At 51.5% G+C, this 16219-nt stretch carries 16 protein-coding genes; 7 read left to right on the top strand and 9 right to left on the bottom strand.

Annotated features, from left to right (window positions below):
* The first annotated feature begins 19 nt into the window (after window positions 1–19).
* Genes PsW74_RS23565 through lpxK form a run of 4 tightly spaced genes read left to right on the top strand, consistent with a single transcriptional unit; the run spans window position 20 to window position 3337 of the window.
* Complete coding sequence (locus tag PsW74_RS23565) at window positions 20–262, top strand: DUF4170 domain-containing protein (protein ID WP_057462263.1); 243 nt, start codon at window positions 20–22, stop codon at window positions 260–262.
* A gap of 48 nt (window positions 263–310) precedes the next feature.
* Window positions 311–1006, top strand: coding sequence for a lysophospholipid acyltransferase family protein (locus PsW74_RS23560; RefSeq protein ID WP_063287193.1), 696 nt, complete (start codon window positions 311–313; stop codon window positions 1004–1006).
* A 24-nt stretch (window positions 1007–1030) separates the two neighbouring features.
* A complete protein-coding gene (locus tag PsW74_RS23555) occupies window positions 1031–2320 on the top strand; it encodes a 3-deoxy-D-manno-octulosonic acid transferase (RefSeq protein WP_063287194.1) in 1290 nt (429 codons plus the stop codon).
* A 3-nt stretch (window positions 2321–2323) separates the two neighbouring features.
* On the top strand, window positions 2324–3337 hold the full coding sequence (lpxK, locus tag PsW74_RS23550; RefSeq protein ID WP_063287195.1) for a tetraacyldisaccharide 4'-kinase: 1014 nt from the start codon (window positions 2324–2326) through the stop codon (window positions 3335–3337).
* Here the strand turns inward: lpxK and PsW74_RS23545 are convergent.
* The 5 genes from PsW74_RS23545 to PsW74_RS23525 form a co-directional block, all read right to left on the bottom strand.
* Window positions 3334–3555 carry a DUF2093 domain-containing protein gene (locus tag PsW74_RS23545; protein WP_093517470.1) on the bottom strand — a complete coding sequence of 74 codons (222 nt, stop codon included), beginning with the start codon at window positions 3553–3555 and terminating at the stop codon, window positions 3334–3336. The genes lpxK and PsW74_RS23545 overlap by 4 nt on opposite strands.
* Window positions 3556–3659: 104 nt before the next feature.
* Window positions 3660–5024 (bottom strand): MATE family efflux transporter, encoded by a 1365-nt coding sequence (locus PsW74_RS23540; RefSeq protein ID WP_063287197.1) that lies wholly within the window; start codon window positions 5022–5024, stop codon window positions 3660–3662.
* 6 nt (window positions 5025–5030) lie between these two features.
* Entirely contained in the window at window positions 5031–5453 is a 423-nt protein-coding gene (locus tag PsW74_RS23535; protein ID WP_057462269.1) for a helix-turn-helix domain-containing protein, read from the bottom strand.
* A 146-nt stretch (window positions 5454–5599) separates the two neighbouring features.
* Window positions 5600–7378: a monovalent cation:proton antiporter-2 (CPA2) family protein gene (locus PsW74_RS23530; RefSeq protein WP_057462270.1), complete on the bottom strand. Its 1779-nt coding sequence runs from the start codon at window positions 7376–7378 to the stop codon at window positions 5600–5602.
* Window positions 7379–7492: 114 nt separating this feature from the next.
* A complete protein-coding gene (locus PsW74_RS23525) occupies window positions 7493–9397 on the bottom strand; it encodes a monovalent cation:proton antiporter-2 (CPA2) family protein (protein ID WP_063287433.1) in 1905 nt (634 codons plus the stop codon).
* Window positions 9398–9614: 217 nt separating this feature from the next.
* Between PsW74_RS23525 and PsW74_RS23520 the strand changes: the two genes are divergently transcribed.
* On the top strand, window positions 9615–10364 hold the full coding sequence (locus PsW74_RS23520; RefSeq protein ID WP_063287198.1) for a transglutaminase family protein: 750 nt from the start codon (window positions 9615–9617) through the stop codon (window positions 10362–10364).
* A 67-nt stretch (window positions 10365–10431) separates the two neighbouring features.
* Here the strand turns inward: PsW74_RS23520 and tldD are convergent, their stop codons facing one another.
* The 3 genes from tldD to PsW74_RS23505 all read right to left on the bottom strand — a co-directional run bounded on the left by tldD (window position 10432) and on the right by PsW74_RS23505 (window position 13191).
* Window positions 10432–11856 (bottom strand): metalloprotease TldD, encoded by a 1425-nt coding sequence (tldD, locus tag PsW74_RS23515; protein ID WP_063287199.1) that lies wholly within the window; start codon window positions 11854–11856, stop codon window positions 10432–10434.
* 115 nt (window positions 11857–11971) lie between these two features.
* Window positions 11972–12577: a LysE family translocator gene (locus PsW74_RS23510; protein WP_208988123.1), complete on the bottom strand. Its 606-nt coding sequence runs from the start codon at window positions 12575–12577 to the stop codon at window positions 11972–11974.
* Complete coding sequence (locus PsW74_RS23505; protein WP_208980500.1) at window positions 12574–13191, bottom strand: LysE family translocator; 618 nt, start codon at window positions 13189–13191, stop codon at window positions 12574–12576. The genes PsW74_RS23510 and PsW74_RS23505 overlap by 4 nt, the downstream gene beginning before the upstream one ends.
* Window positions 13192–13387: 196 nt before the next feature.
* On the opposite strand from PsW74_RS23505, the gene PsW74_RS23500 reads away from it, so the two are divergent.
* Window positions 13388–13954 carry a DinB family protein gene (locus PsW74_RS23500; RefSeq protein WP_063287201.1) on the top strand — a complete coding sequence of 189 codons (567 nt, stop codon included), beginning with the start codon at window positions 13388–13390 and terminating at the stop codon, window positions 13952–13954.
* A gap of 104 nt (window positions 13955–14058) precedes the next feature.
* Here the strand turns inward: PsW74_RS23500 and PsW74_RS23495 are convergent, their stop codons facing one another.
* Complete coding sequence (locus tag PsW74_RS23495; RefSeq protein WP_082830689.1) at window positions 14059–14586, bottom strand: invasion associated locus B family protein; 528 nt, start codon at window positions 14584–14586, stop codon at window positions 14059–14061.
* Between the two features lie 549 nt (window positions 14587–15135).
* Between PsW74_RS23495 and coxB the strand changes: the two genes are divergently transcribed.
* Window positions 15136–16059 (top strand): cytochrome c oxidase subunit II, encoded by a 924-nt coding sequence (gene coxB / locus PsW74_RS23490; protein ID WP_063287202.1) that lies wholly within the window; start codon window positions 15136–15138, stop codon window positions 16057–16059.
* Window positions 16060–16219 lie beyond the last annotated feature (160 nt).

Here is a 16219-nt window from a genome sequence, read left to right as displayed (position 1 = left end):
AAGAAGGTGAGCGAACACTATGAGTGCTCAAGAAGAAAACCAACAGCTACTTCACCTCGTGTTTGGTGGTGAATTAGAAGATATCAGCAATGTTCGCTTTAAGGATCTTAAGGATCTGGACATTGTAGGCATCTACCCGAACTACGCTGAGGCACACGTCGCGTGGAAAGCAAAGGCGCAAGGTACCGTTGATAACGCATTGATGCGTTACTTTATTGTACACATGCACCGTCTGCTTGATCCGGGCGCAGAAACCAAGTAAGTACTGCGCCTCCCGGGAATTCTGCCCGAACTCAAATGGGCTTGTGAAATGTTGAAAAAACTAGGCAAACACCCGCTTGTCATGAAGCTAGCGGGCACTGCCATGGCGTATTATCTGCTCTTTGTCTACAAGAGCAGTAAACTCACCATTGATCCTCCAGAGGTCTATGAGGAACATGAGGAGGGTGCACCATTCATCGCGTCCATGTGGCACGGTCAGCATTTCATGTTGCCCTTTGCATGTCCAAAGCACTGGGACATCAGGGTTATGATTTCTCGCAGTGCTGACGGCGAGATGCAAGCGGTTTGCGCATCAAAACTGGGGCTCGGTACGATCCGGGCCGCTGGTGCGCAGCGCTCCAACCAAATCAAGAAACGTGGAGGCATGCGCGGTTTTATTGAAGCTGTGCGCGTACTCAAAGCAGGCGCCACAGTCTCCATGACGGCAGACGTGCCCAAAGGTCCTGCGCGTAAGGCAGGCAAAGGCATCGTACAGCTGGCCAAGCACTCCGGTCGGCCAATCCTGCCCGTAGCAATGGCAACAAGCCGCCATTATGACCTTGATACTTGGGATAAGGCATCCATCAATTTGCCGTTCAGCCATATTGGGTTATGCTTTGGTAAACCTATTCCGGTGCCGGCTGATGCAAGCGATGAACAGGTCGAGGAAATTCGTCAGCGTCTGGAAAACAGCATGAACGAAATAACTGACAAAGCTTATGCAATCGCCAAATCAGGCAAATAATAAACACTGGCAGAACTGGGTCCCATGAGTTCAGTGATCTTCAGAGTCTATCAAGGTCTTGGCCGTCTGGCCGCGCCGCTTCTTGTTGGCTTGTATAAATTGCGCGCCCGCCAGGGCAAAGAAGATCAGAACCGCAAAGGGGAACGGTTTGGTGTCGCCTCGAAAGAGCGCCCATCTGGAAACCTGATCTGGATCCACGCAGCAAGTGTAGGGGAGGCCAACGCCGTCCTGCCACTTGCAAAGCAAGTCGTCGACGGTGGTTCCAAAGTACTGCTCACAACAGCGACACTGACATCTGCACAGGTGGTTGAAGCCTCTGCGCCAGAGGGCGTGATCCATCAGTTTGTTCCTTACGATACGCGCGGCAACATCAAGAGATTTCTGAACCACTGGTCACCTTGTCTGGCAATCACAGTTGAATCAGAAATCTGGCCGGCAACATTCCATGAGTTGGAAAAGCGGCAAATCCCACTGATCATCGTCAATGGACGCATGTCAGAAGGCTCCTTTTCAAATTGGAACCGTGTTCCCTCCTTTGCCCATTCAGTCTTTGGAACTGTCGATTGCGTGCTCGCTCAGTCAGATGATGATGCGGCCCGGTTCAAGCAACTGGGAGCAATCCGCGTCAGACCTACGGGCAATATCAAGTTTGATGGCAATATTCCTGAGTGTGATCCGGTAGAACTCGCTGACTTCAAAGATCAGCTCGAAGGTCGCCCACGATGGCTTGCAGCCAGCACGCACCCAGAAGAAGAAGTTGAAGTTGCCAAGGCTCATCAAGAGCTCAAGCACAAGTTTGATCGCTTGCTGACGATTATCGTTCCAAGGCATCCGGTCCGGGCACAGGAAATCCGCGAAGAGCTGGAGCAGATGGGCCTTGTGTGCACTCAGCGCTCTCGGGGCGAAGCCATTACTAATGCGACCGATATTTATATTGCTGACACGCTCGGCGAGCTTGGCTTGTTCTACCGTGTTGCGCCAATCGTGTTTATGGGCGGTTCCCTGAGGCCAATCGGTGGGCACAACCTGCTTGAACCGGCTCAAGTAGGCTGCGCAATCCTATCTGGTGTGCACACCCAGAATTTCGCATGGATCTATCGCCACTTCTCAAAGGAAGAAGGCGTTCTTCTGGTACACAACACCAGTGAGTTGGCCGATCAGATCGAAAACCTGCTTCACAACCCTGCGGATGTTCAAAAGCGTGCTGACACAGCAAAAGCGCTGGTCGAATCTGGACGGGGCGCTCTGGCAGCGACCCAGCTTGAGCTGCAGCAGTATTTGCCTGTAAAGCAGCCAGCAGCAGGGAAGGAGTAGACGATGAACGCTCCTGACTTTTGGTGGACGAAAAACGGAACCTGGCAAGCCAAACTCTTGAGCCCTTTGGGCGCGCTCTACGGCTACATGGCGACACGTCGTTTCAGGTACAATCCCAGATACAAAGCCCGTCAACCTGTCATTTGCATTGGCAACTTTACAGCAGGCGGAACCGGTAAAACACCATTCGCGCTGGCGTTGAATACTCTGTTGAAAGAGGCTGGCCACAAACCCGGTTTTCTTCTGCGTGGCTACGGAGGTTCGATTAAAGGACCGCTGCTCGTAGAGCCGTCAAAATATGCCGCCGCAGAAGTTGGCGATGAAGCGATGTTATTGGCACGCCGTGGCCCAACAGTGATCTCTGCTGATCGCACGGCCGGTGCCAAGCTTCTGGAAGAACAGGATATTTCTGTCATCATTATGGATGATGGATTCCAGAACCCGTCTTTGCATAAGGACTTCTCCATCGTTCTTCTGGATGCGAAGACCGGTATTGGCAATGCCAGATGTATTCCGGCTGGTCCATTGAGAATGCCGTTCAGGAAACAGCTGCAGCGGGTTGGCCTGCTGATGGTTGTGGGTGAGGGCGATGCGAGTATCGCTCAGCAACAGGTGGCACGCCAGGCTGGGATCGATTTGATGCACGCTGCAATCCGTCCTGTGTCCGCAGATGCCTTAGACGGGGAGCGCGTGCTTGCATTCGCGGGAATTGGTCGTCCTGAAAAGCTATATGCCAGCTTGAGGGAGGCCGGAGCTGATGTCGTTGAGACCATGTCCTTCCCGGATCATCATTACTTCACGAAAGACGACGCGCGCCTGATACTGCGTGAAGCTGAAACGCAGGACTTGCTACCAATCACGACCACAAAAGATTACGTGCGTTTGGATGGCCGCGAAGAGCAATCTATTGCGCGGCTTGCAAGCGTGGCAAGTGTGCTGGAAGTGGAGATGAAAATCGCTGATCCAGACGCCCTCATTGAGCGCCTGAAACCTGTGTTGGGCTGCGGAAAGCCTTAGGCTTGTAGGCCGTTGCTTTCATAGGCTTTAAGGGCAGCATCTGCATCAATGTACGCTTCCTGGCGAGATACACTCCAGTACTTGAGTTCTTCAAGCATGATCGTTTTGCCAGTGATCGCACACTTCACAAAGTTACCGGGTGCTTTCACCTGATAATCACCATCCAGATATTGGATACGTGCTTCTGTTGGAACGCGTGGCTGTTCAAAACGGTTCATTATTTCAGCATCCAGAGTTGTTGCGTTTTTCCTTTCTTACCGCTCAAACCTTAAAAAGGCCAGCGGTAAGAACATGCATCTTATGCAAATAAATCTGGCAGCATTTATGCCGCTGCCAGTTTTTCCTTGCGGATTTTCTCAATCGTGCGCCAGCAAACATATTGGGCCAGAAAGGCGAAAACAACACCGCCGATGGCTTGTCCTGCCAGAACACCGTTTGCTTGATAGAAGTACGCACCGGCAATGGTGAACGGGATAGTCCCAAGAGTTGCTCTGCCCCAGTTAAACAGCATGGAGTAGATTGGGAAGCCCAGATTGTTGAACACAGCATTGGTGACAAACAAAGCAGCATTGAACAGGAAACCAGCTGCCGCAAATGTGCAGAAGAAGAAGACCAGTGAAGCGCTGTCACCCTCAGCATTGAAGAACTGCACCAATGGCCCCTGCAACACAAACAGCAAACCCCAGGCTGACAGCGTATAAACCACGATCAGCAAAAGAGAATCCTTCACAACCTTGCTAAGCCGGTCGAACTCCAGGGCTCCAAAATTCTGGCCAATAATAGGACCAACTGCACCGGAAAGAGCGAACAGAGCACCGAAAGCAACAGGAATAATCCGGCCAACAATCGCAAAGCCTGCAACTGCTCCATCGCCAAACTGAGCCATTTCCGCAATAATCCAGGCATTGCCTGCTGGTGTTGCAATGTTGGTCAACATGGCTGGTGTCGCCACCTTGAACAGATCGACCGTATCGCTGACAGTCTTCGAGATCTCAGGCTTGCCGAGCATGTTGTGCTTGATGATCAGGATATAAAGGCCAACACCAACCATCACCAGACGAGAAACAACAGAAGCGATTGCAGCACCAGTGATGCCCATATCAAACCCGAAAATGAGGATCGGATCTAAAATGGCTGTCACAAAGCCGCTGGATAAGGTCACAAACATCGCACCACGTGCATCGCCCACGGATCTCAACAGTGCAGAAAGTACCATCGCACCAACGAGGAACGGCATGGAAGGCACGACGATGTAAAGGAAGAGCAACGTAAAATCGAGCGTACGCCCAGACGCCCCGAGCAACATCGCCAGATCATCCAGAAACGCCAGACTACCAGCCACGACAGCGAGTGATATCAATGTTGATATTATAAGCGACATGCTCACAAGGCGGTGTGCGCCTTTCACATCACCTTGCCCGATACGCCGGGCAACGGAAGCACTGGCGGCAATGGAAAGTCCAATGCCAATTGCAGAGTTGAAAAACATGATGGTTCCGGCATAGCCAATTGCCGCCGCAAGTTCTTCAATACCCAACTGTGCGATGTAAAAAAGGTTTGCAAAATCAACGAGAAAAATAGCAATCAATCCGACTGAGCCGGTGGATGTCATCACCAGCACATGGCGCATAGTCGAGCCATAGGTGAATTTTGCATCCCGTGTGCCGGATGAAGTTGGTCTGGACATAAAAACTCACTTTTGGCGATGCTGATAGCAATCGCAGGAGAGGGCCTCAATGACCCTGCAATCGTGTATCTTTCCGCTGGAACAGTGTTTCAGCATCTTCTTCAGCTCGGTTTGTAGACTTTGGAGACGAATAATCTTGTCTTCCACCTCAGTCAGGTGAGCCCGTGCAATCTCGTCCGCGCCCTCGCAGTCATCCTCCGGATGTTCCTTAAGCAGCATAAGGCTCTCGATCATTTCCAAAGAGAAACCGAGATCACGGCCATGACGGATGAAAGAAAGTCGGTTCAGGTGGTCTTCGCCATAACGACGCTGACCGCCCTCAGTGCGCGGAGGTTCCGGAAGCAGTTTTTTTTGCTCATAAAAACGAATGGTCTGGACTTTAACGCCAGCCTTCTTCGCAAGATCACCGATTGAGTACTCACCAGCCATATCGAACCATAGGGATTAATGTGGTCTCTGCGAGAAAGCAGTGCCGCAGATCACGAAATGTTGAAATGAGAGCGCACCACGCCCACGCAATAAATGTGCTTCAAGTCAACCAGCGTCAAGAGCAGTGCTCTGATAACTTGATTTAATCAGTCAGGTTTTTCTGATTTGCTTTCATCGCGTGGCGTGCGCTGGTGTAACTTGTCAGAGCCAGCAAGATCACCACCGGCAAGCTGCATTGTCAGGCGTTCATCGTCTCGTTTGCGAACATCATCTTCGACTTCGTCAATACGGTCTGACGGCAAACCAAGAAACTCAAGCGCTTTCCGACCAAAGGTCAGGCTGGACTCAAAAGTCTCGCGGATCTGATAGTCAACGCCAAGACGGGTGAGATCAAGTGCATGAGCCCGGTCCGTGGCACGGCAATAAAGGGCTGCATTGGGGAACGCGGATCTGATCTGCAAAATTGCCTGCTTCATGACGCGGTCATCTTCAATGCAAAGAGCAATCAAGGTTGCATTCTCACCACCAGCTGCCTTGAGCACGTCGGGCCGCGTCGCATCCCCGTAATAAACCCTGTAGCCATATTGGCGAGCATAGTTGATCCGGTCCGGCTTGTTGTCGAGAGCTGTGACGGAAATTCCTTCAGAAGTCAGCATCTGCGCAACCATCATACCAAAACGCCCAAATCCGACGATCAATACGCTCGGACATGCATCCTCAAAGGTCTCGATTTTATTGGTCGTATCGCCATGTTTCTTCATCCGCTCCGCAACAAAATCCAGACCTACCGCACCAAGCGGAGTGAGCAGCATCGTCAAAATAACAATAGCGCTGAGGATATTCGCAGATTCCTCTGGCAAGATTGCCGCAGCAGTTGCCGTTGAAAACAGCACAAAGGCAAACTCCCCGCCTTGTGGCAGAGTAACTGCCACGCGCAGAGCATCAGAGTTGGAAGAGCCAAACAAACGCGACAGGCCCCAGAGCAGAACACCCTTGGTGAGCATCAGTAACACGACCGCAGAAACGACACGCTGCCAGTTTGCGACGATCAGATCAAGTTCGAGCGCCATCCCCACAGTCATGAAGAACAGACCCATGAGCATGGTACGGAAAGGCTCAATATCCGCTTCCAGCGTATGTCGGTAGCTGGATTCCGCCAGCATCACGCCAGAGAGGAAAGCCCCCAATGCCATGGAGAGGCCAACAAGGCTCATCAAACCTGCACTGCCCAGAGCAACCAGCAGTGCTGCAGCAATCATCAACTCACGAGCGCCTGAGGCCGTCAAAAGCTTGAAAAGGGGAGAAAGCAGGAAGCGGCCCGCAAAGATCACAAAGCCAACAGCAGCGACAACTGTGATCACCTGCATAGCAATGGAAGCTTCTTCCACATCCGCTTCAGCAGGGGCTAGAATGCTGACCATGGCAAGCAGAGGCACGATTGCCATGTCCTGCAGCAGCAAGATGCCGAAGGCCCGTTGGCCATACTTGGTGCTCAGGTGTCCGCGCTCCTGCAGCATTTGCAAAGCGAAGGCCGTGGATGACAAAGCAAGACCAAGCCCGGCGATCAAGGCAACCTGCCAGGACAGGCCAAACACCATAGCACCCAAGGTCAGTATCAAACCCGAGATAACAACTTGTGCTGTCCCAAGCCCGAATATGTCTCGCCGCATGGTCCATAATCGGGCAGGCTCCAATTCCAGCCCGATCACAAACAACAGCAGAACGACCCCAAGCTCAGCGAAGCCCAGTATGCGCTCAGGTTCATTGAAAAAGCCGATTCCATATGGGCCAATTGCCATCCCAGCTGCGAGGAAGCCGACCACAGCACCAAGGCCAAGTCGTTTGGTGATTGGCACAGCGATAACTGCAGCGGAAAGAACCACAATGGTTTCGATAAAGAACGGGGGGACGTGAGCTTCTGCCATTGGCATCCTAAAAAGCGGAATTCAAACTATTAAAACAGACATTTCTGATTTCAGTCGATTTTGAGGGGAATACCTTAATTCTATCTAAGAGAAAATGTAGTTTTCCGTATAAAGCTAGTCTGAAGATGGCTTGTGTGGTGATGTTTTTTCAGAATTCTCTGATTGTTCCTTCTCTGCCTTCTTTTCAGCCTCCGCAAGGCGGCGTGCTGGTTCGTTCAGGGCAGTTGATTCTGATTTCGGTTTGATCAAAGGTTTCACTGGCACATCGGGCAGTTTGAATTGCTTGTAACCCGCATACAGCCCACCCACCTGCTGCAACGCCAAAAGTTCAGCATCTCTACGCCGCACATCTGCAAGAATTTCATAGGTGCGGTCTTCATCCTCGCCCAACTCCTCCAGTATTTCTCGCCCGAACTGTAAAGCAGACTCCAGGGTCTCACGCAGCTGATAGTCAGCGCCCGCTGTCACAAGTTGAATAGCGTGACGACGATCGTGGGCGCGGGCGAAGATTTTGGCGAGTGGGAACTGTGTTTTCGTCATGCGCACAATCTGGCTCGTCGTTTCGGCCCGTTCGGTACAAACCGCAATCACACTGGCATTTTCCGCCCCTGCTGCCCGCAAAACATTCAGTCGTCGCCCATCTCCGTAGTAAATCCGGTAACCAAACCGAGAGGCCTCCCGGATATGCTGTGCGTCTGTATCCAGAACCGTCACAGTTGATCCCTGCGCAATCAGCATCTGAGAGGCAAGCTGCCCAAAACGCCCAAATCCTATCACTAGCACATTGGTGCGGCCTCCCTCTGTATTGGGTATATCCGGTTTCACGGGCTCAGGCCTCAGCTTCACGCCAAACCATTGCGAGAGCCAAACGCTCAGCAGAGTAAACGCCATGGTGAAAGAGATGATTGCGGAGAGCAGGCTGCTCTGATGCGGGTTCAGCAAATCAACGGCGACAGATGCTGAGAAGATGACAAAGCCAAACTCTCCAGCCTGAGCCAGCAAACCACCAATCTGCAAACTGTTTTCTGGTGTGTGGCCAGACAGGCGGGTGACAGAAAAAATGCTCAGACACTTCACGACCATCAAACCAAAACTGCAGGCAAGCACCACCACCCAGTTCTGATAGACAAAGTTCAGGTCGATGGACATGCCGACCGTGATGAAGAAGAACCCGAGCAACAAGCCGCGAAAAGGCTCCAGATCAGCCTCAAGTTCATGCCGGAAAGAACTTTCTGCCAGCATCACACCCGCAATAAACGCGCCCAATGCACTCGAAAGACCCACCGCTTTCATCAGCGTTGCTGCGCCAAGCACTGTGAGCAATGCAGAGGCTGTCATCATCTCGCGAGCACCAATACGGGCAAACAGCCGAAACAATGGGGTGAGCAGGTAGCGGCCAACAGCAACCAACAGAAGCACGGTCGAAGCCATAATCAGCGCCGTCTCCCAACCTGGCCGTTGGCCCGTATCGATAGGAACAGGTGCCACAATCGCCATCAGCGCGAGAATGGGAACAATCATCATGTCCTGAAACAGCAAGATTGCGATAGATGTTTGCCCCATCGGCGTCGTGCGATCACCGCGGTCTTGCAAAATACGCAAGGAAAGGGCCGTTGATGAAAGCGCGAGCGAAAGGCCAATAATGAGAGATTTTTGCCAGGTCAGTCCCGCAAAATAGATAGCAAGCCCAATAAGAAGCGCGGAAAACCCTACTTGAGCTGACCCTGAGCCAAAAATCTCCTTACGCAAAGACCAAAGACGGCCAGGATTCAGCTCAAGCCCGATCAGAAACAGCAGCATGACCACGCCAAGCTCACCAATGGGCCGCAGCTCATCAGGAGCGCTAAAGGGACTGCCAAGATACTGCCCAATCCCCCACGGCCCTAAAATAACGCCCGCTATCAAATAGCCGACGATGGTTCCAACCCGGATCAACTTGGCAAACGGCACCACCAGAATCGCCATGCTTAGAAACAGCATGATGTCTGTCACAAAATCCAGTTGGTGGAGTGTGATCATGAAAGGGTGCGGCTCATTATTATTTTTGAAAGAAGCTACAGACCCAGCGTAAATTCGGTTTGAATGCAATACAGACAAGCTGAGGTAAATCTTCAGCACCCTTAACGAAGTGCCAGTTTGAGCTCTCAGGTTGTAGCGTAAATAGATGCAATTTAGACCTTGAACCTACAGTGACTAGAGCCTTTACAGTCGACTCATTCTCGATTGGAGGCGCAAAATGCTAGACAAACCAAACACTCACTTAAACATCCTGCTCAAGGAAACCCCACTACTCAACTTTAGTGCGCCAACAATCCGGCAGCTCGTTGATCAAAGGAAATGGAAGGATCTATCTTCCTTTGATCGTGCTGGAGCAGTCTACGATTTCGTCCGCAATGAAATCCTGTTTGGTTACAATAAAGCAGACAATATTCCGGCAAGTCAGGTGCTGGCTGATGGTATAGGTCAATGCAATACCAAAGGCACATTTCTCATGGCATTGATGAGAGCCGTTGGGATTCCCTGTCGTCTGCACGGCTTCACAATCCATAAAGAACTTCAGCGCGGAGTAGTGCCCGAACTGGTCTACCAGATCGCCGCAGACAACATTTTGCATTCCTGGGTGGAGATCAATCTTGAGGACCGCTGGATTAATCTGGAGGGCTTTATTCTGGACGATGCGTTTCTCTCTGCTCTTCAGCAGAAGTTTGCCCCAAGCAGACAATCCCTTTGTGGCTACGGCGTTGGCACCAACTGCCTCAGCGCGCCTCAGGTCAATTGGCAGGGGCAGGACACTTACATCCAGAAAACCGGCATTAACAATGACTTTGGAATCTATAATAGCCCGGATGATTTCTACACTGAACACATGCAGGCGTTCTCGCCAATGATGAAGGTGCTATATGAGAACGGGATCCGTCACGTGATGAACTGGAGAACCAACCGCATCCGTGCGGGGAAAGTACCTGCAATTCCTTTGCGGGATTAGAAGCGTCACCACAAAGAAAAAGGGGCATCTCTGCCCCTTCCAAACTCATAGAACCTGTTTGAACCAATCAGGTCGCAGTGCCACCAATCGTCATCTCGTTGATGCGCATAGTTGGCTGTCCAACACCCACTGGCACGCCTTGTCCGGCTTTGCCGCAAGTTCCGATACCTGGATCCAGCTTCATGTCGTTGCCAATCATGGACACCCGTTTGAGCGCATCTGGACCGTTTCCGATCAACATCGCGCCTTTCACTGGAGCACCAATCTTTCCGTTCTGGACACGGTAGGCTTCAGTACAGGAGAACACAAACTTGCCAGAGGTGATATCAACCTGACCACCACCAAAGGAAACAGCATAAATGCCGTCTTCCAGGCTTTCGATGATCTCTTTTGGATCCTGATCACCATTCTCCATGATGGTGTTGGTCATGCGTGGCAGAGGCTGGTGTGAGAAGGATTCACGGCGACCATTACCAGTTGGTTCAACACCCATCAGGCGTGCGTTCTGACGATCCTGCATGTACCCAACAAGGACACCATCTTCGATAAGCGTGGTTCGGCCAGTCGGCGTGCCCTCATCATCAACGGAAAGAGAGCCGCGACGTTTGGAGATGGTGCCGTCATCAACAATGGTCACACCTTTTGCGGCAACCTCCTGTCCCATCAAGCCTGCAAACGCCGATGTTTTCTTGCGGTTGAAGTCACCTTCAAGGCCATGCCCAACTGCTTCGTGCAGCAAAATGCCCGGCCAGCCGTTGCCAAGCACCACGTCAAACGTACCAGCAGGAGCTGGGATTGCCTCCAGATTGACCAGAGCCTGACGCAGAGCTTCTTCAACAGCATGTTGCCAGCTTGTCTCAGCAACAAACTCACCAAACCCTTCGCGGCCACCAGAGCCAAAAGAGCCAGTCTCCTGCTTGTCGCCGTCACCAGCCACAATCGAAACGTTGAGGCGCACAAGCGGGCGTACATCACGAATACGGTGACCATCAGCTCGCAGGATGTCCACTGTCTTCCAGCTGCCTGCCAGCGAAACAGTTACCTGCTGTACGCGCGGGTCTTTCGCACGGGCATACGCGTCAATTTCCTGCAGCAGCTGTACTTTTTCAGCAAAACTTGGGCTGCCAATCGGATTTTCATCCGTGTAGAGCTTCTGATTGGTACGAGCTGGCGGAGCTGCATAGGTACCGGAATGACCGCTCTGGACTGAAGCAACCGCATCAGCAGCGCGTTTCAATGCAGCCTCAGAAATATCGTCGGAATGGGCATAACCAGACGCTTCACCCACAACAGCGCGCAGGCCAAATCCCTGGCCTGTGCTGAACGTGGAGGATTTCAGGCGTCCATTGTCGAACACAAGCCCTTCGTTCTGGCTGTATTCCAGATAAAGTTCCCCATCATCAGCGCCTTTCAGCGCTGCCGCAGTAATCTGGCGCGCTGTCTCCTCGTCCAGTCCTGAGGTCTGGAGAAGATCAATAGGTTTATCGCTCATGGGTAAAACTCCGAAATAAAGGATTTGCTCTGTTGTGGCGAACAATCCGTGCACTTTCAAGGCTTACTATTCAATAAAGGAGGCGGGAAGGCCATCGCTCCCAAGTATTTGAGGGTCAATGCAGGAAAGCGAGCACCAATCCGGCACACACCAGAACGGCGCCAGAAACTCTATCAAGCCTGAATCTTGCGGAAGGAGCAGACAGCCAGTTGCGGGAATACCCGCCAAGAACGGCGATCAGTCCGTCAATTAAAATCGCCATCACAAGATAAGTCACACCCATCACCGTCAGCTGCGGATCCGCTGGATAAGCCTTGTCAATAAACTGCGGGAAAAATGCCGCCATGAACAGCAGTGATTTTGGGTTTGAAAGGCCAACAAAGAAGCCAACTTTCAAATGCTTATGGCTTCCGCTCACTGCCCTGTCATGCCGCCCCGCACGCAACCAGCTAGAGATGCCCAGGTAGATTAAATAGGCCGCTCCTCCAAGCTGAATAACCTCAAAGGCATCAGGGTAGGTGTGCACCACCCAGGAAAGGCCAAGCACGACAGCAATGATCTGGACAGCTTGTGCGATCGTCATGCCGGCCATAACAATCAGGCCCGCTGAAGTGCCTTCGCGAGTGGATTTAGCCAGTATCATCATCACGTTAGGCCCGGGGATAGCCAGTAAGATGAATGTCGCTACAATAAATCCGAGGTAAAGGCTGATATTCATCATCTGAAAACCAATAGTCCCATAAGGAAAACTCCGGCAGTGAGCAAAACGCCACTGTTGAACCGCTTCAGCACACCTTCAACACGTGGAGATCGAAACAACCGCTCAACCAGTCCGCCACCCACCACAAGCGGTAGATCCAGGCAGGTCGCAATCAGAAGAAAAGTTGTACCCAGAACAACAAACTGGGCATCTACCGGATGAGCGTGATTGAGAAAATGAGGGAAAAGAGCTGCGAGAAAAATGAGAGTTTTGGGATTGGCAATGCTAATCATGAAACCTGTCAGAAAGTCAGAGCCCTGGCTGGTGGGTTCAGCAATCCTACGGCTAGCAGCTCTCCATCTTCGAAGGCCGAGATAAATCAGATAAGCCGCCCCCAAAACGGTCACAGTCTCAAAGACATAGGGATAACTGACAATGAGCCAGGAAAGCCCAAAGGAAACCAGCACCACCTGAATAGCTTCTGCTGCTTTAACGCCAATGAGTGTAAAGAGACCAGCAAAAGTTCCTCCGGATGCGGATCTGGAAAGGATCAACATTTTACTGGCGTCAGGCACCGACATGATAATCAATGTCGTGACAACAAACGCAATATAGACATGCATTGCTATGGGCACGGATCACCTGCAAAGGTCCGGTCTGTTTGCATCAGGAGGCTGACGCTGCCGCAATCAAACAGAATGTGCTCCCATAGAAAACAGCACACCGGAATTAAGGTGCAAAAACCCTTTGCTTTGCGTGCCTCATTTTAGGAAAACTAAGAGGTCTCTTTGAAAACTGCAAAGACTGATCTCAAATTTTTAAGTGACGGAAATGACAGTGCTTCAATATTTTCAAGCGCAGGCCAAAAACAACACTTGGGCGAATTATCGGCTACTTTCCAGTTGCAAGAAGCTCTCTGAAGACGAGCTAGCTGCAAAACGGACAAGTTTTTTCCCTTCAATCCTGATGACACTGAATCACATCCTCACAGTGGATTGGTTCTATATCAGCGCTCTGGAAGGAGCGCCGCTCGGGATTAATGCATTTGATCCTGAGTACCCTTTTGAGCACCTATCACTTCTTTTCGAGGCTCAAAGAAACTCAGATCAGAAATTAATTGCACACATAGGCTCAATGGATCTCGCTGACCTCTCCAAAATACATGTGCTGAGAGTCGACAAGCCTCTGAGTGAACGAGCAGACAGGCTTCTTTTGCATCTCTTTCAACATCAGATGCACCATCGCGGGCAAGTGCACGCCATGTTGAGCGGAACTTCAGTTGCACCACCTCAGCTCGATGAATTCTTTCTTAGCAACGAGATGGAGCAGCAGGCCCGTAAGGATGACTTCGCCGCACTCGGGTTCTGTGAGACAGACATCTGGCCAGATCGTGGGTGATCAGATAGTTAGGCAGGGTCTTTCCTCGCGCCTGAAAAGACAAAAGCCGAGGCGATTTTCATCATCTCGGCTTTCAGATTACATTCGAGGGCAAGCACTTACACTTAAGGCAGAGCCGCGATTGCTTCTTTCAGACCAACCAGTGAGATCGGAATACCGATACCTTCTTCTGGTGTCTCAAAGATGATGAAAGTTGCAGTCTGACCTGTTGTGAGCTTGTCGATCAGATCCTTTTCCAGCATCGCTTCAGAAACGCAACCGCTTGGGGCAGGCAGACAGCGGATGAATGGCATCCGGCCAACATCTTTACCATCTACATTCAGACCAAGTTGCATCGGTAGCAAAACGCCAAGTGGAGCGAGAATGCGCAAAACGGTCGCTTGCTGGTCAGCCGTCTTAAGAATAATCGCTGTCAGGCCTACAGTATCACGTGCAGAATCTGTCACACTTTGAATAAGAGCACACTGCTCGACGTTAGAACCTGGGGATTTGGCGCAACGCTGCTGCCAATCACCAAACTCGCCTTTGAGTTCGCCAAGCGCTTGTTGAGCATGACCAGCTCCGGAAAATCCGGCGGCACCCGCCACTGTCATCGCAACTGTTAGAGTCAGCGTGCGTAAAAACTGCTTCAAAAAACCTTCCTCCAGTTCACCGGCTGTGCAGTGTCTGTCTCCCCAGCCAGCCAGCGTGGGGTGTTTCCCTAAAATATTGGAATACCGCTCCTGACGTCAAAGCGCAAACTGGCATTCTTGGCTGTCCACTTAACTGACGAGGAAGGAGGGATCCGACTCACATTGTTCACGCCGAGGTAACGTTCCTTTTTGCCGATAAAGTGACGATTTAGTGAGTGAAATTGGACGCATGGATAGAAAAGATCGATTTTCGATATAGGGAAAAGTAACTAGGTGAAAACAGCGGAGATCGTTCAAAATCCAATTGCATCTGCGGATTTCTTATGTTTTTTGTCCAACTCATTGATTCAAGTCAAATGATACTGCGACTTATAGTCGCTATAACGTTAGGGGAATCGCGTAGAAACCCTTATTGGGTTATTATGTCGCAGGTATTCACGCAGGTGTGAGGACTGGTCGGACGGGCCAAAGTGGGCACCCCACATGTGTGGACAAGAAGAGGATTGCCGTTTCGGCGGCATTTAAGAGGGACAGGGAGCGCAAGACGTGATGAAGCTCTTGAAGCATCACCTGGCGACCATTGCCGCAACTATGGCAATCGGATTGACGGGTTTTATGGCAGGTGCAGCCAATGCAGCACAGCCAACGCCGTGGCAGATGGGCATGCAGCCTGCGGCGACGACAGTGATGGAAGACATTCGCTGGTTTAACGATTTTACCCTGATCATTATGGCCGGCGTGACGGTTTTCGTAGCACTCCTGCTGCTTGTTGTGATCATCAGGTTCCGCAAGAAGGCGAACCCAACGCCATCTCGCACTTCACACAACACTATGATCGAGGTTGTTTGGACGGTTGTCCCAATCCTCATTCTGGTGATGATCTCAGTTCCGTCTTTCCGTTTGCTCTTCAAACAGCTTGATATCCCTGAATACGAAATGACCATCAAGGCAACTGGCTACCAGTGGTATTGGGGTTATGAGTACGCGGATGAAGGCATGGAAGATGTCTCATTCGACGCCTTGATGATTCAGGATGATGAGCGTGCAGACATCATGGCTGAAAAAGGCCTGACAAACGCTGAGCTTCCTCGCCTTCTTGCGACGGACTACAACATTGTTGTTCCAGTCGACACCACAGTGCGTGTTCAGGTAACCGCAGCAGACGTGATCCACTCATTTGCTGTTCCTGCATTCGGCATCAAGATTGACGCTGTTCCATACCGCCTCAACGAAACCTGGTTCCGTGCTGATAACACCGGCATGTTCTACGGCCAGTGTTCAGAGCTTTGCGGTAAAGACCACGCGTTTATGCCAATCGCCGTGCAAGTCGTGACCAAAGAGCAGTATCAGGCCTGGGCCGAAGCTGCGAAGTCCGACGTCGACGAAGCAAACACACTTCTCGCAAAACTGATTGCTGATGAGAAGAAGGTTGCTGCCACCGCAGCCACCGACGTGAAGGTTGCGTCCCGTTAATCGGGACCACTGATTGAGCCGAGTATGCGCGCGTCAAGGGCTGCTGCGCATACGAGCAAGAACTTTACGAGGGAGCACAACTATGTCTGCGTCTGAAACGCATGCACATGACCATCCAACTGGATGGGTGCGGTGGGTCTACTCCACCAACCACAAGGAT

Source organism: Pseudovibrio sp. W74 (assembly GCF_001623085.1).
In the GTDB taxonomy this organism is placed as follows: domain Bacteria; phylum Pseudomonadota; class Alphaproteobacteria; order Rhizobiales; family Stappiaceae; genus Pseudovibrio.
The sequence above is the reverse complement of the archived record's forward strand: the minus strand, read 5'-3'. Positions and strand labels throughout refer to the sequence as shown.

What these genes read in the sequence shown, in the direction of transcription:
- PsW74_RS23565 (WP_057462263.1), top strand. Translation starts at nt 20, where the DNA reads ATGAGTGCTCAAGAAGAAAACCAACAGCTACTTCACCTCGTGTTTGGT.
- PsW74_RS23560 (WP_063287193.1), top strand. Translation starts at nt 311, where the DNA reads ATGTTGAAAAAACTAGGCAAACACCCGCTTGTCATGAAGCTAGCGGGC.
- PsW74_RS23555 (WP_063287194.1), top strand. Translation starts at nt 1,031, where the DNA reads ATGAGTTCAGTGATCTTCAGAGTCTATCAAGGTCTTGGCCGTCTGGCC.
- lpxK (WP_063287195.1), top strand. Translation starts at nt 2,324, where the DNA reads ATGAACGCTCCTGACTTTTGGTGGACGAAAAACGGAACCTGGCAAGCC.
- PsW74_RS23545 (WP_093517470.1), bottom strand. Translation starts at nt 3,555, where the DNA reads ATGAACCGTTTTGAACAGCCACGCGTTCCAACAGAAGCACGTATCCAA.
- PsW74_RS23540 (WP_063287197.1), bottom strand. Translation starts at nt 5,024, where the DNA reads ATGTCCAGACCAACTTCATCCGGCACACGGGATGCAAAATTCACCTAT.
- PsW74_RS23535 (WP_057462269.1), bottom strand. Translation starts at nt 5,453, where the DNA reads ATGGCTGGTGAGTACTCAATCGGTGATCTTGCGAAGAAGGCTGGCGTT.
- PsW74_RS23530 (WP_057462270.1), bottom strand. Translation starts at nt 7,378, where the DNA reads ATGGCAGAAGCTCACGTCCCCCCGTTCTTTATCGAAACCATTGTGGTT.
- PsW74_RS23525 (WP_063287433.1), bottom strand. Translation starts at nt 9,397, where the DNA reads ATGATCACACTCCACCAACTGGATTTTGTGACAGACATCATGCTGTTT.
- PsW74_RS23520 (WP_063287198.1), top strand. Translation starts at nt 9,615, where the DNA reads ATGCTAGACAAACCAAACACTCACTTAAACATCCTGCTCAAGGAAACC.
- tldD (WP_063287199.1), bottom strand. Translation starts at nt 11,856, where the DNA reads ATGAGCGATAAACCTATTGATCTTCTCCAGACCTCAGGACTGGACGAG.
- PsW74_RS23510 (WP_208988123.1), bottom strand. Translation starts at nt 12,577, where the DNA reads ATGATGAATATCAGCCTTTACCTCGGATTTATTGTAGCGACATTCATC.
- PsW74_RS23500 (WP_063287201.1), top strand. Translation starts at nt 13,388, where the DNA reads ATGACAGTGCTTCAATATTTTCAAGCGCAGGCCAAAAACAACACTTGG.
- coxB (WP_063287202.1), top strand. Translation starts at nt 15,136, where the DNA reads ATGAAGCTCTTGAAGCATCACCTGGCGACCATTGCCGCAACTATGGCA.